Annotated in this window: 29 protein-coding genes and 1 other RNA gene; 11 read left to right on the forward strand and 19 right to left on the reverse strand. The window is 42.9% G+C overall.

From position 1 onward, the window contains the following. Positions 1-17 precede the first annotated feature (17 nt). Positions 18-812 carry a 4-hydroxy-2-oxoheptanedioate aldolase gene (gene hpaI, locus BFN00_RS13695; RefSeq protein ID WP_071852142.1) on the reverse strand — a complete coding sequence of 265 codons (795 nt, stop codon included), beginning with the start codon at positions 810-812 and terminating at the stop codon, positions 18-20. A gap of 243 nt (positions 813-1,055) precedes the next feature. On the opposite strand from hpaI, the gene nfsB reads away from it, so the two are divergent. Both nfsB and BFN00_RS16200 read left to right on the forward strand, forming a co-directional pair. After that, positions 1,056-1,709, forward strand: a complete 654-nt coding sequence (gene nfsB / locus BFN00_RS13700; RefSeq protein WP_071852143.1) for an oxygen-insensitive NAD(P)H nitroreductase — start codon at positions 1,056-1,058, stop codon at positions 1,707-1,709. A 106-nt stretch (positions 1,710-1,815) separates the two neighbouring features. Continuing rightward, a complete protein-coding gene (locus BFN00_RS16200) occupies positions 1,816-2,043 on the forward strand; it encodes a hypothetical protein (RefSeq protein ID WP_005171148.1) in 228 nt (75 codons plus the stop codon). On the opposite strand, the gene BFN00_RS13710 is transcribed toward BFN00_RS16200, so the two are convergent. The 4 genes from BFN00_RS13710 to BFN00_RS13725 all read right to left on the reverse strand — a co-directional run bounded on the left by BFN00_RS13710 (position 2,006) and on the right by BFN00_RS13725 (position 5,724). Further along, a complete protein-coding gene (locus tag BFN00_RS13710) occupies positions 2,006-2,860 on the reverse strand; it encodes an EamA family transporter (protein ID WP_071852144.1) in 855 nt (284 codons plus the stop codon). The genes BFN00_RS16200 and BFN00_RS13710 overlap by 38 nt on opposite strands. A gap of 85 nt (positions 2,861-2,945) precedes the next feature. Beyond that, a complete protein-coding gene (fba, locus tag BFN00_RS13715) occupies positions 2,946-3,983 on the reverse strand; it encodes a class II fructose-bisphosphate aldolase (RefSeq protein ID WP_004279853.1) in 1,038 nt (345 codons plus the stop codon). 119 nt (positions 3,984-4,102) lie between these two features. Continuing rightward, positions 4,103-4,381 carry a hypothetical protein gene (locus BFN00_RS13720; protein ID WP_005107177.1) on the reverse strand — a complete coding sequence of 93 codons (279 nt, stop codon included), beginning with the start codon at positions 4,379-4,381 and terminating at the stop codon, positions 4,103-4,105. A 155-nt stretch (positions 4,382-4,536) separates the two neighbouring features. Continuing rightward, positions 4,537-5,724, reverse strand: a complete 1,188-nt coding sequence (locus tag BFN00_RS13725; protein WP_071852145.1) for a phosphoglycerate kinase — start codon at positions 5,722-5,724, stop codon at positions 4,537-4,539. 139 nt (positions 5,725-5,863) lie between these two features. On the opposite strand from BFN00_RS13725, the gene BFN00_RS13730 reads away from it, so the two are divergent. The 3 genes from BFN00_RS13730 to BFN00_RS13740 are packed head-to-tail and all read left to right on the forward strand — an operon-like array spanning position 5,864 to position 8,039. Next, positions 5,864-6,247, forward strand: coding sequence for a DUF2237 family protein (locus BFN00_RS13730; RefSeq protein ID WP_004279857.1), 384 nt, complete (start codon positions 5,864-5,866; stop codon positions 6,245-6,247). Further along, positions 6,247-6,840: a Maf family protein gene (locus tag BFN00_RS13735; protein ID WP_004279859.1), complete on the forward strand. Its 594-nt coding sequence runs from the start codon at positions 6,247-6,249 to the stop codon at positions 6,838-6,840. Before BFN00_RS13730 ends, BFN00_RS13735 begins: the two co-directional genes overlap by 1 nt. Before the next feature lie 29 nt (positions 6,841-6,869). Further along, positions 6,870-8,039, forward strand: a complete 1,170-nt coding sequence (locus BFN00_RS13740; RefSeq protein WP_071852146.1) for a ribosomal protein uL16 3-hydroxylase — start codon at positions 6,870-6,872, stop codon at positions 8,037-8,039. Between the two features lie 81 nt (positions 8,040-8,120). Here BFN00_RS13740 and BFN00_RS13745 read toward each other — a convergent pair whose 3' ends face one another. The 5 genes from BFN00_RS13745 to BFN00_RS13765 all read right to left on the reverse strand — a co-directional run bounded on the left by BFN00_RS13745 (position 8,121) and on the right by BFN00_RS13765 (position 13,036). Beyond that, positions 8,121-10,043 carry an ATP-binding protein gene (locus tag BFN00_RS13745; protein ID WP_071852147.1) on the reverse strand — a complete coding sequence of 641 codons (1,923 nt, stop codon included), beginning with the start codon at positions 10,041-10,043 and terminating at the stop codon, positions 8,121-8,123. Further along, a complete protein-coding gene (locus tag BFN00_RS13750; RefSeq protein WP_071852148.1) occupies positions 10,043-10,726 on the reverse strand; it encodes a response regulator in 684 nt (227 codons plus the stop codon). Before BFN00_RS13750 ends, BFN00_RS13745 begins: the two co-directional genes overlap by 1 nt. Positions 10,727-10,948: 222 nt before the next feature. After that, entirely contained in the window at positions 10,949-11,731 is a 783-nt protein-coding gene (locus tag BFN00_RS13755; RefSeq protein ID WP_071852149.1) for a glutathione S-transferase N-terminal domain-containing protein, read from the reverse strand. A gap of 117 nt (positions 11,732-11,848) precedes the next feature. Beyond that, positions 11,849-12,358, reverse strand: coding sequence for a ribonuclease E activity regulator RraA (gene rraA, locus BFN00_RS13760; RefSeq protein WP_004279866.1), 510 nt, complete (start codon positions 12,356-12,358; stop codon positions 11,849-11,851). Between the two features lie 12 nt (positions 12,359-12,370). Continuing rightward, entirely contained in the window at positions 12,371-13,036 is a 666-nt protein-coding gene (locus BFN00_RS13765; protein ID WP_071852150.1) for an NAD(P)H-binding protein, read from the reverse strand. Positions 13,037-13,250: 214 nt separating this feature from the next. Here BFN00_RS13765 and rpsT point away from each other — a divergent pair, with 214 nt between their 5' ends. Next, on the forward strand, positions 13,251-13,520 hold the full coding sequence (rpsT, locus tag BFN00_RS13770) for a 30S ribosomal protein S20 (protein ID WP_004279868.1): 270 nt from the start codon (positions 13,251-13,253) through the stop codon (positions 13,518-13,520). A gap of 161 nt (positions 13,521-13,681) precedes the next feature. Here the strand turns inward: rpsT and BFN00_RS16275 are convergent, their stop codons facing one another. From BFN00_RS16275 to BFN00_RS13780, 3 genes are all read right to left on the reverse strand, one after another. After that, entirely contained in the window at positions 13,682-13,807 is a 126-nt protein-coding gene (locus tag BFN00_RS16275; protein ID WP_004646731.1) for a hypothetical protein, read from the reverse strand. Positions 13,808-14,045: 238 nt separating this feature from the next. Beyond that, complete coding sequence (locus BFN00_RS13775) at positions 14,046-14,786, reverse strand: histidine phosphatase family protein (RefSeq protein ID WP_071852151.1); 741 nt, start codon at positions 14,784-14,786, stop codon at positions 14,046-14,048. Between the two features lie 62 nt (positions 14,787-14,848). Beyond that, on the reverse strand, positions 14,849-15,700 hold the full coding sequence (locus BFN00_RS13780; protein ID WP_004646729.1) for a 3'(2'),5'-bisphosphate nucleotidase CysQ family protein: 852 nt from the start codon (positions 15,698-15,700) through the stop codon (positions 14,849-14,851). A gap of 13 nt (positions 15,701-15,713) precedes the next feature. Between BFN00_RS13780 and BFN00_RS13785 the strand changes: the two genes are divergently transcribed. The 4 genes from BFN00_RS13785 (at position 15,714) to BFN00_RS13800 (ending at position 18,727) form a co-directional block, all read left to right on the forward strand. Further along, positions 15,714-16,400, forward strand: coding sequence for an HAD-IA family hydrolase (locus tag BFN00_RS13785; RefSeq protein ID WP_071852152.1), 687 nt, complete (start codon positions 15,714-15,716; stop codon positions 16,398-16,400). Further along, on the forward strand, positions 16,393-16,833 hold the full coding sequence (locus BFN00_RS13790) for an RNA-binding S4 domain-containing protein (protein ID WP_005096718.1): 441 nt from the start codon (positions 16,393-16,395) through the stop codon (positions 16,831-16,833). Before BFN00_RS13785 ends, BFN00_RS13790 begins: the two co-directional genes overlap by 8 nt. A 145-nt stretch (positions 16,834-16,978) precedes the next feature. Beyond that, positions 16,979-18,019, forward strand: a complete 1,041-nt coding sequence (gene recA, locus BFN00_RS13795; RefSeq protein ID WP_071852153.1) for a recombinase RecA — start codon at positions 16,979-16,981, stop codon at positions 18,017-18,019. Between the two features lie 90 nt (positions 18,020-18,109). Next, on the forward strand, positions 18,110-18,727 hold the full coding sequence (locus BFN00_RS13800; protein ID WP_071852154.1) for a regulatory protein RecX: 618 nt from the start codon (positions 18,110-18,112) through the stop codon (positions 18,725-18,727). Positions 18,728-18,939: 212 nt separating this feature from the next. Here BFN00_RS13800 and ffs read toward each other — a convergent pair. Beyond that, positions 18,940-19,036, reverse strand: an RNA gene (ffs, locus tag BFN00_RS13805) — signal recognition particle sRNA small type. Positions 19,037-19,330: 294 nt separating this feature from the next. Between ffs and BFN00_RS13810 the strand changes: the two genes are divergently transcribed. Then, positions 19,331-20,128 carry a tol-pal system YbgF family protein gene (locus BFN00_RS13810; RefSeq protein ID WP_071852155.1) on the forward strand — a complete coding sequence of 266 codons (798 nt, stop codon included), beginning with the start codon at positions 19,331-19,333 and terminating at the stop codon, positions 20,126-20,128. Positions 20,129-20,187: 59 nt separating this feature from the next. On the opposite strand, the gene lpxA is transcribed toward BFN00_RS13810, so the two are convergent. The 5 genes from lpxA to bamA form a co-directional block, all read right to left on the reverse strand. After that, entirely contained in the window at positions 20,188-20,976 is a 789-nt protein-coding gene (lpxA, locus tag BFN00_RS13815) for an acyl-ACP--UDP-N-acetylglucosamine O-acyltransferase (RefSeq protein WP_071852156.1), read from the reverse strand. Continuing rightward, complete coding sequence (fabZ, locus tag BFN00_RS13820) at positions 20,973-21,458, reverse strand: 3-hydroxyacyl-ACP dehydratase FabZ (RefSeq protein WP_171260811.1); 486 nt, start codon at positions 21,456-21,458, stop codon at positions 20,973-20,975. The genes lpxA and fabZ overlap by 4 nt, the downstream gene beginning before the upstream one ends. Positions 21,459-21,463: 5 nt before the next feature. Continuing rightward, the gene (lpxD, locus tag BFN00_RS13825) at positions 21,464-22,534 is read right to left on the reverse strand and encodes a UDP-3-O-(3-hydroxymyristoyl)glucosamine N-acyltransferase (RefSeq protein ID WP_071852158.1); all 1,071 of its coding nucleotides are present in this window, start codon (positions 22,532-22,534) and stop codon (positions 21,464-21,466) included. A gap of 3 nt (positions 22,535-22,537) precedes the next feature. Continuing rightward, positions 22,538-23,035 carry an OmpH/Skp family outer membrane protein gene (locus BFN00_RS13830; protein ID WP_071852159.1) on the reverse strand — a complete coding sequence of 166 codons (498 nt, stop codon included), beginning with the start codon at positions 23,033-23,035 and terminating at the stop codon, positions 22,538-22,540. A gap of 80 nt (positions 23,036-23,115) precedes the next feature. Then, positions 23,116-25,635, reverse strand: coding sequence for an outer membrane protein assembly factor BamA (gene bamA / locus BFN00_RS13835; protein ID WP_071852160.1), 2,520 nt, complete (start codon positions 25,633-25,635; stop codon positions 23,116-23,118). Between the last annotated feature and the right edge of the window lie 14 nt (positions 25,636-25,649).

Here is a 25,649-nt window from a genome sequence, read left to right on the forward strand (position 1 = left end):
AAAAGTGTCAACACACCCTAATAACCGCTAGTCGGATTAATCACATTGATATCCTTTTTATATTTCCCCAATAGATCACGCAAGGAATTCATCAAAACACTGGTATCTACGCCCACTGCTACAAACTCAGTGCCAAGTTCGATATATTTTTGCGTCACTTCATGCTGGGTTGACAGAATTCCTGCAGCTTTGCCTGCAGAACGAATCCGCTGGATTGCATCAATTACAGCTTTTTGTACTTCAGGATGATTCGGATCACCTTGATAACCCATAGTGGCAGATAGATCAACGGCGCCAATAAACACGCCATCAATCCCGTTGATCTGAAGAATAGCATCCAGATTTTCAAGTCCTGTGACCGATTCAATCTGGATTAATAAACAGATTTCTTCATGTGCCGTCTGATAATAATTTGGAATGCTGTTCCAGCGGGTGGCACGTGCCAGTGCAGCACCAACGCCACGAATTCCTTCAGGCGGATAACGGACTGCCCTGACCATGAGTTCGGCCTGTTCCACGGTTTCTACCATCGGAATCAACAACGTTTGTGCACCGATATCAAGGAGTTGCTTGATCAGTTGTACGCTACCAATGGGTGGTCGTACCACTGCTTGCGAGGGATAAGCAGCAATACTTTGCAGTTGCGACAAAGTCGTTCTCAAATCACTGGGTGCATGCTCACCATCAATCAGCAGCCAGTCATAACCTGCATTTGCCGCAATCTCGGTGCCATAGGCATCTGCCAATCCAATCCATAAGCCGATTTGCTGCTGGGTTTTCAGTTTGTGTTTAAAGTAATTGGTCACTTGCATCCGCTAACCTATTTGCATGTTGCTGGCGATGCCTCTTATTAAACGCTTCTCGCTTAAAAGTGCCAATAGACAAAAACTGGATTTTAATCTGATTTAACTCTAAGTTTTGCTTGAATCCAGCTCAAGATCATCTCAAAACAGGCTTTGCCTGATGCTTTTTTATTGTAATAATCAGGGGATGTGAAAAATGTATATATTTAAAACTTCTACTCGCTGTTTATTTAAAAAGATTGGAGCCCATTGATGGATTTACTCAAGATCACGCAGACCCGCTATACCACTAAAGCCTATGATCCTAGCAAGAAAATCCCGGCAGAACAGTTCGAGCGCTTATTAGAAATTTTGCGTCTGACACCCTCTTCAATCAATATTCAGCCTTGGCATTTTTTTATTGCCGATCATGATGCAGCCAAACAGCGCATTGCCAAAGCGTTGGTTGGTACTTATGCCTACAATGCACCCAAAGTTCTGGATTCATCCCATACCATTTTATTCTGCACCAAAGCCGATATTAATGAGTTGCATCTAGAAAACTTATTGAACCGCGATGATCTCAGTGGCCGTTTTAAAGATGAATCAGCCAAAGAAGGTCAGAAACATACCCGTGCAGGTTATATTCATTATTATCGTAATGAAAAAGGTGATATTCAGCGTTGGGCTGAAAACCAGACCTTTATTGCACTCGGTCAAATGCTCTTGGCTGCCGGAATTGAAGGGGTTGATGCCACACCAATTGGCGGCTTCGATGAAGAGATGATTAGTGAAGAATTACAACTCGCAGAACAGGGCTTGATCCCCTCTGTATTGCTGACTTTAGGCTATCGCAGTGAAAACGACTTCAATGCCAAACTGCCTAAATCACGTCTTGCCGCTGAAGATATTTTCACCAAACTGTAAGGATTTTATGCTATAAAAGGGGTCAAGCGCCCCTTTCCATGTCAATTCGGGCCTATTTTTTGCTTTATTTAATTTACATCTAATAGAATAACAATAGAGGTCATCTATGTCGCTCCTTACATCCAAATCCCTGAAATTTGAATGCCATCATTGCGATAAAATTTATCTCCAGCACTATAAAGATCAACAGCATCGTTATCCGCACTGTCCAGACTGCCAACAGGCCGGTTTACTACTTGGACTGGCCGAAGCAGGTGACCTGCTCCGACATCCGATTGAATTTGCATCTTCTTATGTCAAACAGACATTGCATAAGCTAGGCAAATCACACTAGCCAAGCCTAGCAGCAATCCTACAGTACTTGCAGGTTTGAGCCGCTCTTTAAAGAATACCAGACCTGCAATGACACCAAACACCACCACCAGAATATTCATGCCGGCGAAGACGATCGCAGGTGAATCCTTGAGCATCATATGGGCTTTGACATAGAAAGCAATATTGGCAAAATTCAGGAAACCCAATAACAGACCAGCGCCGATATTCTGCATCGAGCCCAAGCTTTTATATTTGATTAACAGATAGCCCATCGAAATGATCAGGGCACAAACAAACATTAGATTCAGCGCCACCGCGAATTGGAGGCCCAGACTGGTTGTATATTTCAACAATACATCAATCAGTGCATAACCGACCCAGACCAAGCCCAGATACAACATTCCCTGACTGCCCTGTCCTGTACTTTGTCGATGTGAAAACAGGATGCACAGCACTGCTCCAATACCTAAAGCGATCCCAAGTATTTTCAGCTGATTAAACTGTTCCTGAAAAATGAAATAGGCTGCAGCCAGTGACAAAACTACAGAAAGTCGCTGGGCAATTTCGGTTTTTAAAATTCCAGCCGTTTGCAAAGCCTTGGCCAAAAACAGAAATACGCTCGGAAGCAAAATACCCAGAGCCAGAATAAGCAACCAAGGCGTCTGAGACATTGAAATATGCTGAATATCAGGCTTAAACCAGAAAAAACACAAGAGACTAGCTGTCATATAGTTCCAGCTAATCATGTGTATCGGACTCAAGCCCTTATTTTTGGCGACTTTTAATAATATTGAGACCGCAACGCTGCATAGCGCTGCTGCGAAAATCAGTTCCATATGCTGCTCTTATTCTTGATATTTATGAGTCTACAAAAAAGCCCACATTTGCAGTGGGCTTTTTTTATAAATGATTCACTGGGAATTATTTATAGTGTGACACCATTTTCTCTAAAGAGATTGGGCGAATCTTGTCTGCATTGCCTGCAGTACCAAAAGCTTCGTAACGATCGATACAGATTTGCTTCATTGCATCTACAGTTGCGCTGAAGAATTTACGTGGATCGAATTCGCTTGGTTTTTCTGCCATCATACGACGCATTGCACCGGTAGATGCCAAACGCAAGTCAGTATCGATGTTGATTTTGCGCACACCGTGTTTGATTGCTTCAACCAGCTGCTCAACCGGAACACCGTAAGTTTCCTTAATGTCGCCGCCATACTGATTGATCACTGCCAACCATTCTTGTGGCACAGAGCTTGAACCGTGCATGACAAGATGCGTGTTTGGAAGTGCTGCGTGAATTTCTTTAATGCGGTCAATCGCAAGAATATCACCTGTAGGTGGACGCGTGAACTTGTACGCACCGTGTGAAGTGCCTACTGCAATTGCAAGCGCATCAACATTGGTATCAGCAACGAAGCTACGTGCTTCTTCAACTGAAGTCAGGAGTTGAGAATGATCCAGTACGCCTTCTGCGCCTACGCCATCTTCTTCACCCGCCATACCTGTTTCAAGGCTACCTAAACAACCGATTTCACCTTCAACAGATACGCCACACGCATGTGCCATTTGAACTGTACGGCGAGTCACATCAACGTTATATTCATATGAAGTTGGTGTTTTACCGTCTTCACCCAGTGAGCCGTCCATCATCACTGATGAAAAGCCTAACTGGATTGAACGTTGACAAATGTCAGGGCTCGTACCGTGGTCTTGATGCATTACCACTGGAATATGTGGCCATTCTTCAATTGCAGCCAAAATTAGGTGACGCAAGAACGGAGCGCCTGCATATTTACGCGCACCCGCAGATGCTTGTACGATAACAGGTGAATTGGTTGCATCTGCTGCAAGCATAATTGCACGCATTTGTTCTAAGTTGTTTACGTTAAATGCTGGTACGCCGTAAGCATGTTCGCCGGCGTGATCCAAGAGCTGGCGCAATGAAATAAGAGCCATAATATCCTCCCAGTGAATGCCCCATATTCTACATGTTCAAAGGTTTCAATTCAGCAACAAATAACACTATTTAAAAAAAATCCCTGCATTTGCAGGGATTTTGTGTCACATCAACCGGATTAAGGTGCTACAGGCTCTGAAGTCGCAGCAACTGACTCGTCTGCAGTTGCTTCATCGGCTGGCGCATTGGCAACTTCAGCTGGAATATCAGTATTTTTTTCATCTAAAATTGGCTGGTCAATGGCATCAATGGCGGCTTGCTGTTCTGGAGTCACCGTCTGATCTGCCACTGCTGCCGAACTTTCTGCTTCAGCTTCTGGTGCGCTTTCCTGTTTTGCACACGCAGTCAATGCCAGAGATGCTGCTAATAATACTGCAATAGTTAACTGTTTCTTCATCACGTATTCTCGTCATTTGGTGATTTAATGACTGCATCTTATGACAGATTTATTGCATTTTAATGACGAAGCCATGAAGGGTAAGTTTTCACTGTCAAAAAAATGACATAAAAAAAAGCTGGCACTTGGCCAGCTTTTTAGCTTAGGACATGCCATTAAGCACGTTCTAACAATACCGCAACTGCAGGAAGGGTTTTACCTTCAACGAATTCAAGGAATGCACCGCCACCCGTCGAGATATAACCAATTTTGTCAGCCACTTCATATTTATCAATCGCAGCAAGTGTATCCCCACCGCCCGCAATCGAAAAACCTTCCGATTCAGCAATTGCTAAAGATAAAGTTTTAGTCCCTTCACCGAATTGATCTACTTCAAATACGCCGACCGGGCCATTCCAAAGAATGGTTTTAGAGGTTTTCAGGATTTCTGCAAATGCTTTCGCAGTTTCTGGACCTACATCTAGGATCATGTCGTTGTCAGCAACATCTGCAACGTTTTTCACCGTCGCTTTCGCAGCAGCCAATGAACCCAAGAAATCTTCAAAGTTAATTTCAGAGGCATCTGTAACGACTACGTCAGTTGGAAGTGGAACTGATACTTTTGCAGCAATGGCTTTTGCTGTATCGATTAGATCCTTTTCACACAGTGATTTGCCCACGTTATAGCCTGCCGCAGCAAGGAAAGTGTTGGCAATACCGCCACCAACGATCAATTGATCACAGATATCAGAAAGTGAGGTCAAAACGTCAAGTTTGGTTGAAACTTTAGAACCTGCAACAATCGCCACCATTGGTTTTTCTGGAGTTTTCAGTGCACGGCCAAGCGCATCCAGTTCAGCTGCCAATAAAGGACCTGCTGCTGCAACTTTCGCTAAACGCGCTACACCTTCAGTAGAGGCTTCTGCACGGTGCGCTGTACCAAAGGCATCCATTACAAATACATCACACAGCGCTGCATATTTTGCTGCAAGTTCAGGATTGTTTTTCTTCTCGCCGACGTTAAAACGACAGTTTTCAAGCAGAACGACCTGACCTGGCTGAACATCAACGCCATCTAAATAGTCAGTAAACAGTTTTACTTCTTGGCCCAAAGCTTCAGTCAAGTAAGCCGCTACAGGAGCAAGTGACTGTTCAGCTTTAGGCTCACCTTCAACCGGACGACCCAGATGAGAATACACCATGACTGCAGCGCCTTTTTCTAGTGCTGCTTTAATCGTTGGCAATGCTGCACGAAGACGCGCATCGCTGGTGATCACACCATTTTTAACAGGAACGTTTAAATCTTCACGGATCAGAACACGTTTACCTGCTAAATCGAGGTCAGTCATACGCTGAAAGTTCATGTAGAGCTCACTTTATAGATATTAAAACCAGGCGATTTTAAATGATTATGCAGAAAAAGGTTAGCATCTTTTGCAGAAAACATTATGAATGCCAAAGTTTTGTTATGATAGAAAAAAGCCTCTTTTAGATTCAGTCCCTATGTCGATACATCCTGATCCAAATCTTAACCGTTTGAACGTGTTAGGTGAGCCTTTGTCCAGCTGTTGCTTCGATCCGATTACCGGATATTTCCGCAATGGCTTTTGCCATACTGCGACCACCGATCTGGGCCAGCATACGGTTTGCGCGCAAATGACCTCAGAATTTCTGAATTTTTCTCAAAAAGTCGGTAATGACCTGATTACGCCTTTGCCCGAACTGGATTTCCCGGGCCTGCAACCTGGCGATTTCTGGTGTATCTGCGTAACGCGCTGGGTCGAAGCCTATGAAGCGGGTCAAGCTCCACCGATCAAGCTACAAGCCTGTCACAAAGCTGTTCTGGCGTATGTACCGTTAAATATTCTTGAGGAATATGCTGTCTAATGAATTCTGCACAGATTATCTTGGCATCGTCCAGTCAAACCCGCAAAGCGCTGATGGATCGTCTGCATATTAATTATATTTCCATGGTACCGGATATTGATGAATCTCCTCGCGGGGAAAATCACGCAGATGATCTGGCACAACGACTGGCTTTTGAGAAAGCCAGATATATTGCTGAACAAAATCCAGAAGCGATTGTAATCGGCTCAGATCAGGTGGCATGGCGTGAAGGTGCACCGGATATTTTTATTGGCAAACCCTTAACGACTGAAAAAGCTATTCGCCAGCTGCAAGCCAACTCGGACAAGATTGTCTATTTCAGTACGGCGCTCAGTGTGCAGCAGCTATCGACCGGTTTTGAACAAAGTCTGGTTGAACACTATAAAGTCAAGTTCCGCAAACTGTCTCAGGTCGAAATCGAGCGTTATGTCGAAATTGAACAACCTTTGCATTGTGCAGGCAGTTTCAAATGTGAAAGCCTCGGTATCAGCTTGTTTGAAGAAATGATCGGACAAGATCAGACCACGCTGATGGGCATGCCAATGATCAAGCTCTGTCATATTCTTCGTGAATTAAAAATTTTGGTTCCTTAATCTCTCCCTTTAAATTCAGGCTTTACTCTATGTCTCAACCTTTAGACGTACTAGGCGGTATTACCGCTGAACAATTCCTTAGCGAATACTGGCAAAAGAAACCTTTACTGGTGCGTAATGCAATGCCTGAAATCGCCAGTTTGCTTGAACCCAATGATGTGATGGAACTTGCGCTTGAAGAACATGTCACTGCCCGTCTCATCAAGCAGAAAGATCGTGATCCGAATCAATGGAGCGTGAAATCTTCACCTTTGCTCAAGGCAGATTTCCAGAAAATGCCAAAACTCTGGACACTTTTGGTTCAGGCTGTAGATCACTATTCATTTGACCTGTCGGCACTTTGGAAAAAATTCCCATTTATTCCACAATGGCGTCGCGATGACATCATGGTGTCTTATGCACCGCAAGGCGGTTCAGTCGGCAAGCATTTCGATTTCTATGATGTGTTTCTGGTACAAGGCTATGGCCATCGTCGCTGGCAGCTTGGGCAAATGTGTGATACCGAAACTCCATTTGTTCCGGGTCAACCGCTTAAATTATTGCCTGAAATAGAAGTGAACTTTGATGAAGTCCTGGCACCTGGCGACTTGCTCTATGTACCGCCCGGTCTAGCTCACTACGGCGTAGCTGAAGATGACTGCCTGACTTATTCATTCGGTTTCCGTATGCCAAATGTCAGTGACATGATGGATCGTGTCGGGGATAAATTCTCTGAAAATGAAACGCTGCGTAACCCATTGCTGGATATCATCCGTGATCAAGTCGGTGCCATTGGCGAAGTCAGCAGCAATGAGCTGGAATATCTGAAAGAACACATCATGCAGCAACTGCATAATTCCAATGTTCTCGAAGATGCCATCATGAGCTTGATGTCCGAACCTAAATATCCTGAAAACCTGCCTGAAGCAGAAGAAATCGGTACAGGTGATCTGGAAGAAGCACTTGATCAGGGTTATAGCCTGATGCTCGAACCTGCGTCACGCCTACTCTATACTGAAACAGACGGCGATGTTTTGTTCTGGGCTAATGGTGAAGGTGTGTGCATCTCTGAGGCATTCACTGCAAAACTCAAACAGCTTGCAGATGGTGAAGCGTTGTTATTCGGTGAAGACTTCGCTGATGAAGAAATTCTGGAAGATGTTGCGGCATTATTAAATGAAGCCGTGTTAATGCTGGTTCCACCTGCTGACGACGAGTAAGCTTTCCAAGGCTCTATTTAAGCAATAATTTTAAGAGGATCACATGATCCTCTTTTTATTTTCCACTAAAATTCTAGCCGCTTAAGGCTGATAAAGTTCCAGTACCACCCGAATCAGCGTATTTCCTTGTTCAGATTCAATCTGGAACAATCCTCCCATACGCTCAACCCGCATTTTCATGCTGCGCATTCCAATACTCAGGCCATTTTTTTGCACCATGTCAGCATCGAAACCGATACCATTATCCTGAATGCTCAGGGTGAGCTGATGTGGCTGAGAATATTCCAGACTAACTTTCACCTGACTGGCCTGACTGTGCTTAATGATATTGGTCAGACTTTCTTCGACTACTCGGATCAAGGTCAAACACTGTAATGCAGTCGGTTCACGCTGCCAGACTTTTGGAAATGACCATTCAACTTCAATCTCCATTTCTTCCATCAGCTGGGTAAAGCGATAGCGCACCGGTGCAATCCAGAGTACCGGCGTTTGTGGGACTTTATTTTCAATAGATGAACCACTATCAATGATTTGCCTGAGATCATCTCTGAGCAATTTCAGCATGGATAGAAACTGCTGTTTAGAAACTGTTTCGCTACTTTGATCCACCAGAATCATAGATCGGACAATAGACCCTCCCAACCCGTCATGCAGTTCATGAGACAGATTAATCCGCTCTTGCAGACGAACATTCGTCAGCTCCAGTTGGTGTTTATCGCTCAGGCTTTTATTCAGGTCGGCACTGACCTGTTGGACTTTACGTTCTAACTGGCTATTAAATTTTTCGATTTTCCTGACATTACGATTCAGGCGTGTACCCATAATGAGCACGACAAACAAGGTAATAATTGGTGAGGTATAGGGAGATAAAGGTGAAAATTCATTGATCTTGGTTTGGTTCAACATGATCAGGTCGATGACTACACACAGCAGAATTCCCCAGAGACACAGCATCAGGAAGAGATATTCTCCATTTCGGGTTTTGATGGCCTGATAGCTGATATACACAGTACAACTGACAAAGAGCAATACATAGATGATAAACACTCCACCCAGTACCTGCTCCAAATAATCCAAAGGACTGATCATCACCAGTAGGCTGGACAGAATGCTGACCAGAATAAATCCTCGCTCCAACTGCTTAAATTTCTGTTTTACAAAGCGGATCAAATACAGACAAAAACAATGGATATAGGCAATGAAAAAAAGCATATTGGCTTTAGCTGCCGAAATCGTGGAGCGAAATGGAAAATTTTCTGTCGTCAAAACATTGGAAATAAACAGAATCCACAACAGTGAACTGAGTGCCAGCCAGCCAAAAGTGGTTTCTGAACGCCGGAATAACCAGATAATGAAACAGATCAGCCCAATCGTGGCAGAGAAAATCATATTGATCTGAAATACAGTCCGACGATCCCAGATTTTGCCTAGATACTGCTGGCTATTCACCAGCACATTATTAAATTGAATTTTGCCCAGGCCCGCGCTTTGGAAACTGTAGCCATTTACATAAATCAGGATTTCATTACTGTCTTTACGCAAACCGCTAATCGGGAAAACCCAGTAACGCGGCATATTCCAGCTTTTCGATAAGGGCTCTTGCAAGTTCCGGTCAGACCAAAGCAAGTCACCATTCAGGAATACGGCACCTGCCGAATTAATATAATCAATGGAAAAGGCAACCGGTTCTGCAAGGCGAATATTGTCCTGGCATGACCAACGCCAGACAATCTTGTACCAGGCACCCCCATGATAATTCTTCCAGTTGTTCTGCCAGTTATCCGGCAAACGCACGCTTTGCCAGCCTGATGTCGGCATCTCGGTAGGACCCTGAGCTTGAACCTTCTGAATATAGTCGATCTTCACCTGACAAAGATCATTAATCTGAAAATGGCTTTGCGCCTGACTCATCCTACAGAACAGACAGAGCCAGCTGCACAGGATTAAAACAGCAATCCATTTCAGTCGCTGCCGTTTGCTGCTTCTGGAACAGGCAGATGACATTACAGAATTCCCAGATGCCGTGCGGTACTGACCGCCTTGGTACGTTTACTGACCGAGAGTTTGCGGTAAATATGCTTGATATGACTTTCGACGGTATAGCGTGATACACAGAGCTGCTCGGCAATTTCACGATTACTCAGACCTTGCGCAACCAAGGACAGGATTTCCTGCTCCCGCTGTGTGAGCGTTTCCTGATCCGCAGCTGGCCTGTTCTGTTCTACTGTTCCTGAAATGGTGGGAATAGAAATCTGTTTTAAAATTTCACGGGCAACAAAGGGATCAATCGGTGCACCGCCACGCAAAATACTGCGAATAGCCAAGGCGACTTCAACATCATCCCGTTCTTTCAGCACATAACCGGTCGCACCGGCCTGAATTGCCCTAAACAGGCTATCTTGGGTACTCCAGGCAGACACCACCAGAATCAACGCTTGTGCGTCCTGTTCGCGGATTTTTTCAATAATTGAAATCCCACTTCCATCTGGCAACCCCAAATCTACTAAGGCCAGTGCAATCGGCTGTTGCTGAACTATGGAATATGCTTCTTTAACCGTGTTGGCAAATAGCAGAACGTCTTCGTTATAACCTAGATTGCTTAATATAATTTTTAAACGGCGCTGAATGACATATTCATCTTCAACGATTAATACAGGTACTGGCAAGACTGCCTCTGGTGCTGTCATAAGCACGCCCCTTATATTTATTGTTATGCCCCATTGAAGATTAAAATATAAACAAAAAAGCGCTAAAAATCATGATTTTTTTCATTTATTTATAAGATTTGGTTTTATACGCATTAGAGATACATAATATCTCTCACACTAAACACAGATAAAAAAATGCCATCCGTTAATAAGATGGCAGTTCTAGATAGAAAATCTTTGAAGTTACGCAAGTTTCCTACTTTAAGCAGTACCGTATTGCTGTTTTAAATATTTCACAATCTCAGCCGATTCAAACATGCTCACCCCTGTATTTGGATCGACCAGATAAGGCAGCTGAATCGTATTTCCCATCATTTTAAACAACTGTTCACGTTTACCACCCGCAAGCGGTTCATATTTCCCCGGTTTTAAACGTAACTTGGCTGGTCCATAATCCTGCCAACGTTCTTTGGCCACATTATGAAAAACAAAGGGAATTTCAAGCTCTGACAGAACACCACGTACCACCCGGACAAAAGGACTAGCTTCAAAACCCCATAATTCCAATAGCTGTTCCGGTTCCGGACGATCAAGCACCTGTTTATTGACCCAGACTCCGCGAGCGCCATTAATAATTGTTCCGGCAAAAGCAGCGACTGGAATTTTCGGATAAGTTGCATATTTCTTTGGCGTTTTGCCACTTTTGCCATAATGCTTGAATAGATGATGGATAATATCCTGCGACTCATACATCTGATCGCCTGTATTTTCATCTACTAAAAATGGAAAGCGGGTCTTGCCGCCCAACTGTTTTACGGCCGGACGATATTTCGTACCACCCTTAGGGCACGGATAGACTTCATAATCCAGATTGAGTAAGGTCAGCACTTCACGCACTCGACGACAAAAAGGTGAACCTTCAAATTCATAGAGCTTGATTGATTTTTCAGGCTGATTCGGAAATGGCGTTCCGACCATGCCACGTCCCCCTTGGGCGACCGAAGAGGCTAAGGCTTGTGCGACTTTAATTTGATGACTCAACATAGTATTTTCCTATTTTTGTTTTATATAAATGAAAGACAGAATCTAGGCATCCTGTCTTTCAGGGTACAGATGAGTTTTGTTGTTATTCTTGCATGCAGAAATGCAGATTTCAGCCGATTAAGCCACTAATGCTGTTTTAGACACCACAATACCATTATTGTCTGCATAAACATACTCGCCTGCATTAAACGTGACACCACCAAAACAGAGAGAGATATCAACTTCACCCACACCCTTGCGGTTGCTCTTTTGCGGAATAGCCGCCAATGCATGCACACCAAGATCAAGTTCAGCAATCGCATCGACATCACGAACGCAACCATAAATAATTACGCCATTCCAGTGATTTTTTACCGCTGATTCTGCAATCAGGTCACCCATCAAGGCACAGCGCATGGATGCACCGCCATCTACGACCAAGACCTTGCCTGTTCCATCTGTGGCCAATAATTCTTTGACCCGTGAGTTATCTTCAAAACACTTTACTGTCACAATCTGACCGCCAAAGGTTTTGCGCGCCCCATAACTCTTGAAAAATTTACCGTCCAGGCAAGGTGTCACTACCTGAAGCTCTAGTTCTGGATGATCATCTAACAAGTCACAGGTGACAAATGCTGCTGTAGACACGGTGTTTTCCCCTCATTTCATTTTTTGTATGCGTAAATTATCATAAATTTCAAATTTTACCGTCTGAGTTAGCGCGGCCTCGACCATAGTATGAGCCAGCTGATCGGCTGTCACTGGCTTATAGGCAAAACTATCTGGAATAAAACGCGATACTTTGTGGTAAACCTGCTGCGCGATATCTTCCAAAAAACGCTGCTCTGGACGTTCACCAATGAGCAATGAAGGTCGAATCAAACTGATTCTGTCCAAGGACAATGTTTGTATATATTCTTCCAGTTCACCTTTGACCCGATTATAGTAAAAATGCGATTGGGAATCGGCACCCATTGCGCTTAGCAAAAGATAATGGGCTGAGGTTTGCTGTAACAGCTCTGCAAAGTGAGCATTTATGGTATAGTCAATACTATAAAATGCCTGTTTGGATCCGGCTTTTTTCATGGTGCTGCCCAGGCAGCTAAAACCATGGCTATGCTTGCTGACATCCTGATCATTCAACATCAGGAAATCTTCCAGTACCAGTTGTTGAACTTTATCCAAAGCATCCAGATCATTTTGATGTTTTCTGACCACTGCAGTAATCTGCTGGCAAGTCGGCTCATCTTGCAAACGTTTTATCAGTTGTTTTCCCACCAAGCCGGTGGCACCTATCACGATGGGATGAGTCAGTGATTTAGTCATTTTTTATACGATCTCCTAGGTGGAATACTAATCTAACGTTTTCTTTAGAATTTTTCTGCATCTAAAATGTTGTCAAAGCATGTCAAGACTTGACTTCGGTGCTTAGTTTAATCAAAATATGGCACTTGTTTACGGGCTGGTGATAATTCCTCTGATGTTGGTTTTCAGTTGAGTTTCAGCCCGCCCAGACCAATCTATTTCAAGGAGTGCACGAGTGGCAAACTCTGCTCAAGCTAAAAAACGTGCTCGTCAAAACGTTAAAGCACGCAAACACAACGCAAGCTTGCGTTCTATGGTTCGTACCTATCTTAAACGTACATTAGCTGCTATCAGCACTAATGACTATGCTGTTGCTACTGAAGCGTACAAATCGCTTGTTCCAGTAATCGACCGTATGGCTGACAAAGGCATCATCCATAAAAACAAAGCAGCTCGTCATAAGAGCCGCTTGAACGCGCAAGTTAAAGCACTAGCTTCTAACTAATCGCAAATGAAAAAAGCCCTTTTTAGGGCTTTTTTTGTGTCTGGAATTTGAAGAAACTAAAAAATATAATGACTCATTCAGAAAAATAATTTGTTTAGACAGCACTCATCCAGTCAATGCGATACTGTTAGATAAAAACCTGAATCTCCCTCTCTTTTAGATTATTGATCTTTATCCATAGAGGATGGCGAAGTGGTTTTATCCTGTTTCGTATTGTCAGTGTCCCGCTTTTGACATGCGGTTAAACCCAAAATCGCGATCAGGCTAAAAATTGTGATAACTTTCATAATTTTCCTCAAGATGAATATTTCTATATTTATTAAGCATAGATAATTTTTATACTTACATTATTGAATTTTCACCCTATAAATGTAAAAGGTGCAGTTTAAAATTTATTTTTATCGTTTTAGCCTGAACTTTATTGAATGATCAATATGAAACGCCCCACCATCTTTATAATTTCTAACTCCCCAATAAAAAACTCAATTGCTGTGAACAATTGAGTTTTGAATAGATCAATTTAATTTAAGAAAGTTGGGAACGTTTAAAATCAGCAATATCCAGTTCATGTACCTGACCGCGCCAGATCCATTTCAGTTTGGACTCCAAAAACACATCACCTTCAAACCAGACAAACAGACCTTCCATCATTTTTGGCCAGTCTTCCCGACTGACGTCTTGACGCCCTGACATCACTGCAATCATCGCTGCGAGAATAGTATCGTGGCTGACAGCCAAACTCAGCCCATATTTATTTTGTGGATGGGTGTTGTAAATCAGTTCCAGTACATCCACCACGCCATGAATCGGCTGTTTCATCCCAGGCAAGGCATTATTGACAAAACTGTTAATAAAACCGAGTGCACCCTGCTTGGCAAAATAAGGCCCAGCTTTTTGAATATCCAGCACAAAGCTGCCAGGCTCCATCAGAAGTCCCTGTTCAATAATTTCAATACGATGGGTATTCTGCTCAGGGGTAACCGCATCTGCCCCTTCAATCATCAATGCAGCGGTATCAATACAACGCTGGATCGGACTTGAAATACAGTGATGAATCACACGATCAGTTTGATCAGCCAGATAAGCACCCCATTCCTGCGCCAGATCCCGCCCCTGATTGGTCAGTTGCAGATCATAGCCTGCCAAACCCTGCCCCGGAACATCTTCACGAATCGAATGCCGTGTAAATAAGGTGACAGGCGTCTGTACATCGGGCAATAAATCAATTGCACTCAACATACTCGGTGGAAGCAGTTTCAGGGACACGTTACAGCCAACTCTGGATTGGTAATAGGTTAAGCACCACTATAACACGCTCAGAATTTTGCTCAATGCTCGGCCTGCATGTCAGAAACCGCCTGCAATGCAATAATTTTCATATCATTATTCTTATAAGCAATGAATCCGCCATTCAGTAAGGTATCCCGATGATTATAAATAAATGGACGGCCTTCTAAATCGACCAGACCACCACCAATCCGTTCGAGCATACATTGACCAGCGCTGGTATCCCATTCCGAGGTCGGATGAAAACGTGGATAGATATCCACCTGATCTTCCAGCATCATGCAAAATTTATAAGCGCTGCCCGCTTTAAATTCAGTGTAGTCCGTGAGCTTGGCCAAACTTTGTAAATATTCGAGATATTTCGGTTTCTGCTGGCTACTTTGGCTCAACCCTACAGCAATCATTTTAGATGTCGAAGACATTGCATAAGCAAACCATGTTCTAGTTTGAATATCATATTTATAAGGCAAGCCCTGCTCAGGACAGAAATAAATCAGTTGCTGCTCTGGAACCGCCAATATGGCAAAAGTGGTCAAACTGCCTCTGACCAGACTCAAATTAATGGTAAATTCGGGGCGCTGGTGCAAAAACTCTTTAGTGCCATCTAACGGATCCAGTAACCAGAATTCTGACCATGAGCGGCGTTCATGTTCCTGTCCTTCTTCAGACAGTAAAGGCAAGCTGGAAATCTCTGCCAAAGCTTGGGTCAGATAAGTATTAACCCGAAAATCTGCCTGAGTCACCGGAGAATTATCATTTTTTTTGATGACATCAAAAGCTGCACCAGAACAATAACGCTGATATTCTTCTCGCAAAATTTCACAGGCTTGTGTCAAAATGGGCACAAACTGCAAAATCATTGGATCTTGTGGTGCTGCTGTTGCTTTAAACATAGAAAACCTAAATATGTCAAAATGCTCTGAAAAACCTACCATAATTTTCGATATGGATGGCACTTTACTTGATCTTGCCTACGATGATTTCATCTGGAACAAGTTATTGCCTGTGCGTTATGCTGCCACACATGGCTGTAGCCTGGAACACAGCCAGGCAACACTCTATGCATTCTATCAGGAACATAATCATACCTTAAACTGGTACTCTTCACGCTTTTGGACGGCTAAAGTCGAAGTCGATGTTCTGGCGATGCAAATTGAACATAAAGATAAAGTTGCCTTACGCCCTCATTGTCTCGAATTGCTGGATTATCTTAAAAATAATGGCTACCCGATCTGGCTGGCCACCAATGCTGACTGTGCTGGCTTGGCCTTTAAACTGGATCACTTGAATTTAAGGGATTATTTCGATGTGATTGTCAGTTCAGAAACGATTGGGCATGCCAAAGAATTTATTGAATTCTGGCAAGGCCTGAATGAACTGCATCCATTTGATCCGGAAAATGCTTATTTTATTGATGATACTGAAAAAGTCCTGAATGGGGCCCAAGCCTATGGTATTCAGAACCTGTTCAGCATCCAGCAGCCCTCTTCAGCCAAAGTAGCACGTCAGACTTGTAATTACCCGATGCTGCACCAATTAACAGATTTAATCACTCATTTAAATCAGGCTGAGGTAGAAAAGAAATATGCGTAAATCGTCTTTACCCGAAGATGCGGTAGGCATGCGTATAGACAAATGGCTGTGGGCAGCACGGTTTTTTAAAACCCGCTCGATTGCCAAACATGCGATTGAAGGTGGCAAAGTCCATCACAATGGTGAACGTGTCAAGGTATCGCGCGAAGTCCGTGTTGGTATGGAACTGACGATTCAGCAAGGCATCGACAAAAAAACCGTGCTGGTTAAGGAACTTTCTGATGTTCGTGGACCTGCACCCGTGGCACAAAAACTGTATGAAGAAACGGAAGTCAGTATTGCGCGCCGGGAATTGATTACGTCACAAAGAAAGTTGCATAATCTAGCTCGTCCTGACCATCGTCCAAGCAAGAAAGATCGTCGGGATATCAGTAAATTTAAAAATGAAAATAGTCAGAGTTTTGATCAGTCATGGTCGTATAATGACGATTAAATTCAAGCGTCAGAATGTGTCGTACATGCGCTGACATTTATAGAACACTAGGGAAAATTCTGTCACTATACGCCTGTGGAACAAAGCTCTAATTTAAGACATCCACTTGAGTACTAACTTAGTGACATCGTATTGAGGTTGTAAGATGGATGAGAATAAAAACAAGGCGCTCAATGCTGCCTTAAGCCAGATTGAAAAACAGTTTGGTAAAAATACAGTAATGCGTCTTGGTGACAATACCGTTCAGGCAGTTGAAGCTGTATCTACAGGTTCTTTAACGCTGGATATTGCACTCGGTATTGGTGGTTTGCCAAAAGGTCGTATCGTCGAGATCTATGGTCCTGAATCTTCAGGTAAAACCACAATGACATTGCAAGCCATTGCAGAGTGTCAGAAAGCAGGCGGTACATGTGCATTTATCGATGCCGAGCATGCGCTTGATCCTCAATATGCACGCAAACTGGGCGTAGATATCGACAATTTACTGGTATCGCAACCCGATCACGGTGAACAGGCGCTTGAAATTGCAGACATGCTGGTGCGTTCTGGCGCTATCGACATGATCGTTGTCGACTCTGTTGCTGCATTGACACCACGTGCCGAAATTGAAGGCGAAATGGGTGACTCGCATATGGGTCTGCAAGCCCGTTTGATGAGCCAGGCATTACGTAAAATTACTGGTAATGCCAAACGCTCAAACTGTATGGTGATCTTCATTAACCAGATTCGTATGAAGATTGGCGTGATGTTCGGTAGCCCGGAAACCACGACTGGTGGTAACGCACTGAAATTCTATGCATCTGTACGTCTGGATATCCGCCGTATTGGACAAGTGAAAGAAGGTGACGAGATTGTTGGTTCTGAAACCAAAGTCAAAGTTGTGAAAAACAAAATGGCGCCTCCATTTAAAGAAGCTTTATTCCAGATTCTGTACGGTAAAGGCGTGAACCATCTGGGTGAATTGATCGATCTTGCTGTACAGCAAGAAATCGTGCAGAAAGCCGGTGCGTGGTATTCTTATCAAGGCGACAAAATTGGCCAAGGTAAGAACAATACCATCCGTTATCTGGAAGAGCATAAAGAAATGGCTCAGACCATTGAAAAGCTGCTTCGAGAGCAACTGCTTACCAAAGCTGTCATCACCGAAGAAGATGATAAAGAAGAAGCAGATCTTTTAGATGCCTAATCTATTATCTGCCTAGTCTTTAAACATCACGACACAGCGCCCTACGGGGCGTTTTGTTATGATGGAGGAATCATAAAATGCGAGAGAAAGATGTCAGAGGCAAAATTCAGCAAACTGCTCGATTATGAAACTTTAAAACAGCAATTTGGTGATACTGAAGATCAAGCTCAACCTGCAAAAAGTGCGATCCAAGACGCTCCTGAATTTAATCCTGAAGAACGTTTGTTTTCCTCTACCCCAACTCAGGATGAGAAGAACCCGGGACTGACAGGCTCACGCTTACGTTCTTATGCCTTTGCCGTACTGACGCGCAAGGAATATTCCAAAGCCGAACTGATCGAGAAATTAAGCCTTTATGCAGAGCATCGTGATGAAGTCATTACCTTAGTGGAAGAGTTGTCCCGTGAGAACTATCAAAGTGATCAGCGTGTGGCGGAAACCATGTTGTCGAGTCAAAAGCGTAAAGGCAAAGGTCCCAATCAAATTAAAATGAAACTCAAGAGCAAAAAGATTGATACTGCTCTGATTTCAGAAGAACTCAAAGAAACCGACTGGGTTCAACAAGCCTATGAACTAAAAGTCAAAAAATATGGGACTGAGGTCAGTGAAGACCTGAAGCTCAAAGCCAAACAGATCCGTTTTCTAATGTATCGTGGTTTTGAAATGGATGCGATTATCAAGGCGATTAACCGTAAAGCAGAAGATTAATTCTTATCTTCTTTGAAAGTCTTAATGCACGTATAAGTATATTGGTTATTTATCCAATATTAGCTGCAAAATAAAGTACGACATAAAATAATAATGATCTGAATCATTAAAATAATAAGATAGTGCTGTTTGATGACATTGAAAAAGGAATGATATTTGAGAATAGAAAACTGCGAATTCGCATTGTTATTATAATAAGAATATGGTGGCAACCCTACCAGCAAAGCTCCGGCACATCATAGTTCTATTACCGTTGCTACCTTCCGGTCCTGGCGGGGTTCATAGAGTACAATTGCGAAGTAACCAGCAGGGCTACCATTACAAAAACAGAGTATAGAGATTTTTAATCAAGTTGCAAGCCTTGTTCCGCAAAATAATCCCTCAAGCTATCCGTTTGATTATTTTAAAAACAATATTGATATTTCTGCTGATTTTTAAGGGATCTTCACAATCAATCCATCAACACTCAGATTCACATGATCTTTGTAAAACCTTGTTGCATTTTCTAAAAATGCCGTTTTTAATGTGTGCAATGTATATGAATGATCTACTTTGAAAAGATGAGCAGCGGATCCGCATCTCACAAAGAATTATGGAAATTTTATGATGTTTAAAAAGACCGTATTGTGTGTAGTGACAGCACTCTTTACCACACCTCTATTTGCCAATATTCCGATTGAATCGCGCGGCTTGAGCCAAGCTACAAATCAAACCACAGTAAATACCCCAGCGGCAATTGCGGCTGGTGCAACTCCAGCAGTTCAAACCAATACCAGCTGGCAAATCATGCAAAAGAACCAGCAGCTCGAGAATGACCTGCGGATTTTGCGCGGTAAAATGGAAGAACAGGAAAATGAGATTGAACGGCTCAAAAATGAACTGACTAATCGTTATGCCGATCTCGATCAGCGTCTTGAACTGTTGCAGCAAAAAATTGAACCTGCTGAAGACAATCCAACGGAGGAAAACCCACAGGATACTGCACCCAGCCTAAGCGCAAATAAGGTCAATACAGCAAGCAGCGGACAGCAACCTGCTGATCTTGAAAAAGCAGCTTATACCGTGGCTTTAGATGCTTATAAAAATGGCGGTGCAGCCAAAGCCATTGCACCGATGCAAAACTTTATTAAAAACAATCCGAATAGCGTTTATATCAGCAATGCTTATTTCTGGTTAGCGGAATTCAATCTGGCGATTGACCCACCAAAATTTGATGAAGCGAAACGCAATTATCTGATTGTCGTTGACCGCTATCCAAATTCTGCGAAAGCCTCCACTGCCCTGTATCAGCTTTATAACATCAGCAAAGATGTCGAAAAGAATACTACGCTTGCATCGCAATACAAAACAAAGCTATTGAAGAATTATCCGAAAGCTGAGGAAATTAAATTTCTTAAGTAAAATAGAAATTCCCAAAATAAAAAAGACACCTTAAAGGTGTCTTTTTTACTTGAAATATTTTAGCGCACAATGCCACGCTTGGATTGTTCAAGAGAATCAATCAAACGTTGTGCTTCGGCAACTTCCGGCAAGATATCTTTACGAATCTGCTCGATTGCTTCCTGCGTGGTTAAACCTGATTTATAAATCAGTTTAAAGGCAGTACGCAAACCGTCAATTATGGCCTTAGACCAGCCCTTACGTCGCATTCCCTCAATATTCATAGCAAAGGCGTGCGCAGGATTACCTGACACCATCACATAGGCCGGCACATCTTTCAAAATCAGTGATGCTCCGCCAATCATGCTATAAGAGTCAATCTTGCAGAATTGATGAATCCCTGAGTTTCCACCAATGACCACATAATCCCCGACATGAACATGTCCAGCCACACCGACATTATTGGCAAAGATATTGTGATCACCGACCATGCAGTCATGGGCAATATGCGTGTTGACCATTAGAAGATTATGACTGCCAATCTTGGTTAAACCCTGATCCTGAACGGTACCACGATGCAGACTGCAGTGTTCACGAATTTTATTGTGATCGCCAATCTCAAGCCAGGTTTCTTCACCGGCATACTTAAGATCCTGACACACCTCACCTACACTGGCGAACTGGAAAATTTCATTATATTCACCTATACGCGTATAGCCACCCACCACTACGTGTGAATGAAGTTTGCTACCCGCACCAATAGTGACATTTGGCCCGATAATACAATATGGGCCAATTTCTACATCAGCAGCAATGACTGCTGACGGGTCAATAATGGCAGTTGGATGAATAAGGGGATTATTGCTCATGCCTGCTCGACTTTTTGATGCGAAACCATAATTTCCGCGGTTGTTGCGACGACGCCATCTACAGTGGCAATACAATTATATTTGTAAATGCCCCGCTTTTGCATCACTAATTCAGATTTTAAAACCAATTGGTCACCTGCAACCACCTGTTTTTTAAATCTAACTTTTTCCGCACCGGCAAACAGGAACAAAGAACCCTCACTTGGCACTTCGTTATTCATCAAAAAACCCAGAATTCCAGAGATTTGCGCCAGCGCTTCAACAATCAGTACACCCGGCATAATCGGATAATTCGGAAAATGGCCTTGTAAAAACTCTTCATTAATTGAGACGTTTTTATAACCAACAATGCCATTATCGGTAATTTCGACAACGCGATCAACCAATAAAAATGGATAGCGATGGGGCAAATATTCACGAATCTTTTGAATATTCATTGGCAATTCAGGCTTCGTGAATGTAGGCAAATTCGACTCTGTCATCATAATTATTTACGCAACTTAAATGTTGATTCAATGGACTCAATCTGAGATTGCATATGATCTAGTCGTTTGATCACCTGGGTCAATGGCACATCTGCTAATTGTCTGAGGCGAACCACGGTACGTTTCCATTTCTGGTTTTCAAACAGACCAATCCCGGATGAATATTTTCCAGCTTCAGAAATATTATTTGTCACCATTGACATTCCGGTCAACGTCACATTATCGGCAATATTTAAGTGTCCAGAAATCGCAGAGGCACCACCAATGATACAGTTTTTGCCAATTGAAACACTTCCTGCAACGGCAGTTTTTGCAGCAATCGCGGTATGTACACCAATTTTAACGTTATGCGCGATTTGCACAAGATTATCAATGATCACACCCTGTTGCAAAATCGTATCATCCAGCGCACCACGGTCTACGCTACAATTTGACCCAATACGCACATCATCCTCAATGCGTACAGAACCTAATTGCGCAATACGGTGCCATTTCCCTTGATAAGGTGCAAAACCAAACCCTTCACTGCCAATCACGCTATTGGCATGAATACGTACCCGATTACCAATTTTTGCTGCGCCAGTGAGGGTCACATGTGAGTCAATAAAACAGTCCTGACCGATCTCGACATCATCATCGATCTGCACATGCGCCTGAACAATCGTATTCGCACCCACGACACAATGCTCACCAATCACCACATAATGACCAATATAAGCATCGTCCGCAATCACTGCCGACGGGTGAATTTGGGCAGTACTTTCAATGCCGCGCTGGCGATGTTTTTTCTCAAATACATGCGTCAGAATCGCAAAAGCCAGATAGGGATTTGCCACAACAATAAAGTTTTGATGTGAAGTTATCTGTTGTTTTAGTTCAGCCGTGACAATTAAAGCACCTGCCTGACTTCGATTGGCTTGCTCTACATATTTATCGGCATTCACAAATGCAAGATCTTGTGAGGTTGCCTGTTCAAGACTGGCCAAAGCGCTCAAACGCAAATCTGTCTGACCTATGCACTCGCCCTGAACCAGGCGAGCGAGATCAGCTAACTGAAGCTGTTGATGATTCATTGATTATTTAATTGCATTAACCTTTTGAATCATTTTATCAGTTAAATCATATTTAGCATCATAAGCAAGTGCTGAATTTTTATTTAAAACCACATCGAGGTTGTTTTCTCTACGCAATTGTTCAGCAATTTGCTTTACTCGTGCATCAAATACAGTCCGAATCTGCTGAATCGAGCTTTGGACATTAGTCTGTACAGATTGTTGTAACTGATTCAATTCTTGCAACTTAGCCTGATATTGCGCAGACATTTTCTGTTTTTCAGTCTCACTGAGCTTGGTATTGGATTGAGCACGTTGCTGCAAAGCTTCCAGCTCTTTGCTGAGTTGCTCAATCTTGGTGGTTTGTGGCTGAATTTTTTGCTGAAATGCCGTGTTTTGTTGTTTCAGATAGGTACTACCTTCAACCACACGTTCTAAATCAATTACCCCCATACTAGCCGCTTGAGTCAAAGGAGCAACACTTGCCAAAGCCAGGCTCATTGCCATCATCATTTTTTTCATATTCTTACTCATTCAAAAAAATTTGCTCACAAAACCCGCAGGCTTTATGAGCAAAATTTAGTTTCTAGGTCAAAACGGTTTTAGAAAGTACGTCCAATTTCGAACTGGATGTTTTTAGTATCATCACCGTCTTTTTTATTCAACGGATAAGCATAGCTGAGTGATAATGGGCCAATCATGGTGATCCAGGTGAAACCAGCACCCACGCTATAACGCATATTATCTGCATCAAAACCGAAGTTGTCTTTACAGTATTGTTTTGCATCTATACCCGGGTCATTTACTTCACCCGTTAAATATAGTTTTCCTGATGGTACATCACAGCTAGTATCGAATACTTGCGCACCTTCTGCAAAGATCACTGGACGAACCTGACGTGCCCAATCCCCTTTAAATGGAACCGGAAGCACTAGTTCAGCGCCAAACTGCACTAAAGCATTACCACCTACTTCTTCTGGATCAAAATCTTTTTCTCGTGATTCATTATAAGTAACGCCTGGATATCTTGGCCCAAGTGTACTATTTTCATAACCACGAACTGAACCAAAACCACCGGCATAGAAGTTTTTATAGAATGGTAAATCATTACCATAACCCAACTTACCATAACCACGCAGGACAAAATCCTTACCTAATGGGAAAAATGCCTGAGCATCGTAGGTCAGCTTCTGGTATTCCACGTCACTGCCTGGCAATGCAATTTCACCATTGACCCGATGTGACATACCATTTGTCGGGAACATAGGACGGTTTAAAGTATTATAAGACCACCCTAAGTTCAAATTATAAGTTAAGAAATCTCCTGTAAACTCAGAACCATATGGATCAGATGTTGCTCCAGGCGGGCATATTCTTAAATTAGGATTTGCTGGGTCCGGAATTAAGTCTTGAGTACAATATGTTGATGTTCTATTCGTCTTTCCATCATTTGCAAGCAGATAATCACGCACATAAGTAGAAACATAAGGCCCAGTGGTTACATCCGTCTGATCAACATTCAGACCCAAGCTGACACTCTGGTTTTCATCAATTGGATAACCAAAGTTAATCCCACCACCAAAACTGTCCGTTACATAGTTGTTGACGTTATAGTCATCATCCAGCTTGGTTTTACGGTAATACATGTTATAGCCGCGACGCACACCATCAATAGTGAAGTACGGGTCCATCACGCTCAAGTTATAGTAATCTTGCGTTTCAGAACGCGACAAATCGATTGAAACACTATTACCTGTACCCAGGAAGTTAGTCTGGCTTAAACCTGCCTGGAAAGTTACACCACCGCTTTGCGAGAAACCAACTGCAAGAGTACTGGTCCCTGAATGCTGCTCTTCAACGGCAACATTCAAGTCCACCTGATCTGGTGCACCCGGAATACGTGCAGGTTTGATATCGACAGTTTTAAAGAAACCGGTACGCTCCAGACGAACCTTAGACAGGTCAATCTTTTCATTGCTTGCAAGTGCACCTTCCATTTGGCGCATTTCACGACGTAATACTTCATCTGCAGTTTTCGTATTCCCAGTGAAATTAATACGTCTTACCGTAACTTGCTGACCCGGATTAATATAATAATTTAGATCAACCAGTTTGGTTTCGTTGTTAATTTGAGGAACAATATTGACTTCTGCATAGTAATAACCTGCATTACCATACTTACGCTGCAATAACTGCTTAACCGCGTTGACTTTTTCCTGCGAATAAATTTCGCCTTCTTTGAAAATTTGTAAAGCCTGTAATTCTTCAGTCTTATAAAGTGCATCACCTAAATATTTGGTTTGACCAAATTTAAATTGTTCGCCTTCATCCACAGAAACTTCGATGAAAACATTCTTTTTATCTTCACTCAAGTTCAGGCTGGAATTGGTAATATTAAAATTGATATAACCGCGATTCAGATACATGGCACGCAAAGCTTCTAGGCTCGCCGCCATCTTTTCACGTGCATAACGGTCATTACGCGAAATGACCGAACTCCAGCCACTTTCTTTTACGGCAAAGGCCTGCTTGATATCAGACTCTTTAAATACGGTATTCCCGATAATATTGATATCGAAAACTTTGGCCGCTTTACCTTCAATAAAATCAATCAGCAATTCAACACGGTTATTTGGTCGAGGCGTCGTGGTGACCGTAATATCGGCATCATAACGACCTTGCTGCATGTATTGCTGTTCAAGTTCAGTTTCAATAGTTTGCAGCGCTGATTTTTTCAGCACTTCGCCTTCAGCCAGACCCATTTTTTTCAGGCCTTCTTCAAGCGCTTCCTTAGGAATCAGCTTATTGCCTTTCAATTCGATTTTCGAAATAACCGGGCGTTCAACCACTTGGAAAACCAAGGTATTGCCCTGCTGAACGGCTTTAATGTCATCAAACAGGCCTGATGCATACATGCTACGAATTGCATTGGCAATGATTGGATCATTGACCCGATCACCACTGTTAATTGGCACTAGGCCATACACATTGTCAGGAGTTAAACGTACTAATCCATCAAATTTTATATCTTGTACAATGAATTCATCTGCTGCATATACTTGTTGTGCTACTGCCATTGCACTAACGAGTGCCAGAGGCATAAATAAATGTGTGTGCTGCATGCCAGTCTTTTCCG

The organism is Acinetobacter sp. AR2-3, assembly GCF_001878775.1.
GTDB lineage: Bacteria > Pseudomonadota > Gammaproteobacteria > Pseudomonadales > Moraxellaceae > Acinetobacter > Acinetobacter lwoffii_D.

What these genes read in the sequence shown, in the direction of transcription:
- hpaI (WP_071852142.1), bottom strand. Translation starts at nt 812, where the DNA reads ATGCAAGTGACCAATTACTTTAAACACAAACTGAAAACCCAGCAGCAA.
- nfsB (WP_071852143.1), top strand. Translation starts at nt 1,056, where the DNA reads ATGGATTTACTCAAGATCACGCAGACCCGCTATACCACTAAAGCCTAT.
- BFN00_RS16200 (WP_005171148.1), top strand. Translation starts at nt 1,816, where the DNA reads ATGTCGCTCCTTACATCCAAATCCCTGAAATTTGAATGCCATCATTGC.
- BFN00_RS13710 (WP_071852144.1), bottom strand. Translation starts at nt 2,860, where the DNA reads ATGGAACTGATTTTCGCAGCAGCGCTATGCAGCGTTGCGGTCTCAATA.
- fba (WP_004279853.1), bottom strand. Translation starts at nt 3,983, where the DNA reads ATGGCTCTTATTTCATTGCGCCAGCTCTTGGATCACGCCGGCGAACAT.
- BFN00_RS13720 (WP_005107177.1), bottom strand. Translation starts at nt 4,381, where the DNA reads ATGAAGAAACAGTTAACTATTGCAGTATTATTAGCAGCATCTCTGGCA.
- BFN00_RS13725 (WP_071852145.1), bottom strand. Translation starts at nt 5,724, where the DNA reads ATGAACTTTCAGCGTATGACTGACCTCGATTTAGCAGGTAAACGTGTT.
- BFN00_RS13730 (WP_004279857.1), top strand. Translation starts at nt 5,864, where the DNA reads ATGTCGATACATCCTGATCCAAATCTTAACCGTTTGAACGTGTTAGGT.
- BFN00_RS13735 (WP_004279859.1), top strand. Translation starts at nt 6,247, where the DNA reads ATGAATTCTGCACAGATTATCTTGGCATCGTCCAGTCAAACCCGCAAA.
- BFN00_RS13740 (WP_071852146.1), top strand. Translation starts at nt 6,870, where the DNA reads ATGTCTCAACCTTTAGACGTACTAGGCGGTATTACCGCTGAACAATTC.
- BFN00_RS13745 (WP_071852147.1), bottom strand. Translation starts at nt 10,043, where the DNA reads ATGTCATCTGCCTGTTCCAGAAGCAGCAAACGGCAGCGACTGAAATGG.
- BFN00_RS13750 (WP_071852148.1), bottom strand. Translation starts at nt 10,726, where the DNA reads ATGACAGCACCAGAGGCAGTCTTGCCAGTACCTGTATTAATCGTTGAA.
- BFN00_RS13755 (WP_071852149.1), bottom strand. Translation starts at nt 11,731, where the DNA reads ATGTTGAGTCATCAAATTAAAGTCGCACAAGCCTTAGCCTCTTCGGTC.
- BFN00_RS13765 (WP_071852150.1), bottom strand. Translation starts at nt 13,036, where the DNA reads ATGACTAAATCACTGACTCATCCCATCGTGATAGGTGCCACCGGCTTG.
- BFN00_RS16275 (WP_004646731.1), bottom strand. Translation starts at nt 13,807, where the DNA reads ATGAAAGTTATCACAATTTTTAGCCTGATCGCGATTTTGGGTTTAACC.
- BFN00_RS13780 (WP_004646729.1), bottom strand. Translation starts at nt 15,700, where the DNA reads ATGTTTAAAGCAACAGCAGCACCACAAGATCCAATGATTTTGCAGTTT.
- BFN00_RS13785 (WP_071852152.1), top strand. Translation starts at nt 15,714, where the DNA reads ATGTCAAAATGCTCTGAAAAACCTACCATAATTTTCGATATGGATGGC.
- BFN00_RS13790 (WP_005096718.1), top strand. Translation starts at nt 16,393, where the DNA reads ATGCGTAAATCGTCTTTACCCGAAGATGCGGTAGGCATGCGTATAGAC.
- recA (WP_071852153.1), top strand. Translation starts at nt 16,979, where the DNA reads ATGGATGAGAATAAAAACAAGGCGCTCAATGCTGCCTTAAGCCAGATT.
- BFN00_RS13800 (WP_071852154.1), top strand. Translation starts at nt 18,110, where the DNA reads ATGTCAGAGGCAAAATTCAGCAAACTGCTCGATTATGAAACTTTAAAA.
- BFN00_RS13810 (WP_071852155.1), top strand. Translation starts at nt 19,331, where the DNA reads ATGATGTTTAAAAAGACCGTATTGTGTGTAGTGACAGCACTCTTTACC.
- lpxA (WP_071852156.1), bottom strand. Translation starts at nt 20,976, where the DNA reads ATGAGCAATAATCCCCTTATTCATCCAACTGCCATTATTGACCCGTCA.
- fabZ (WP_171260811.1), bottom strand. Translation starts at nt 21,458, where the DNA reads ATGACAGAGTCGAATTTGCCTACATTCACGAAGCCTGAATTGCCAATG.
- lpxD (WP_071852158.1), bottom strand. Translation starts at nt 22,534, where the DNA reads ATGAATCATCAACAGCTTCAGTTAGCTGATCTCGCTCGCCTGGTTCAG.
- BFN00_RS13830 (WP_071852159.1), bottom strand. Translation starts at nt 23,035, where the DNA reads ATGAAAAAAATGATGATGGCAATGAGCCTGGCTTTGGCAAGTGTTGCT.
- bamA (WP_071852160.1), bottom strand. Translation starts at nt 25,635, where the DNA reads ATGCAGCACACACATTTATTTATGCCTCTGGCACTCGTTAGTGCAATG.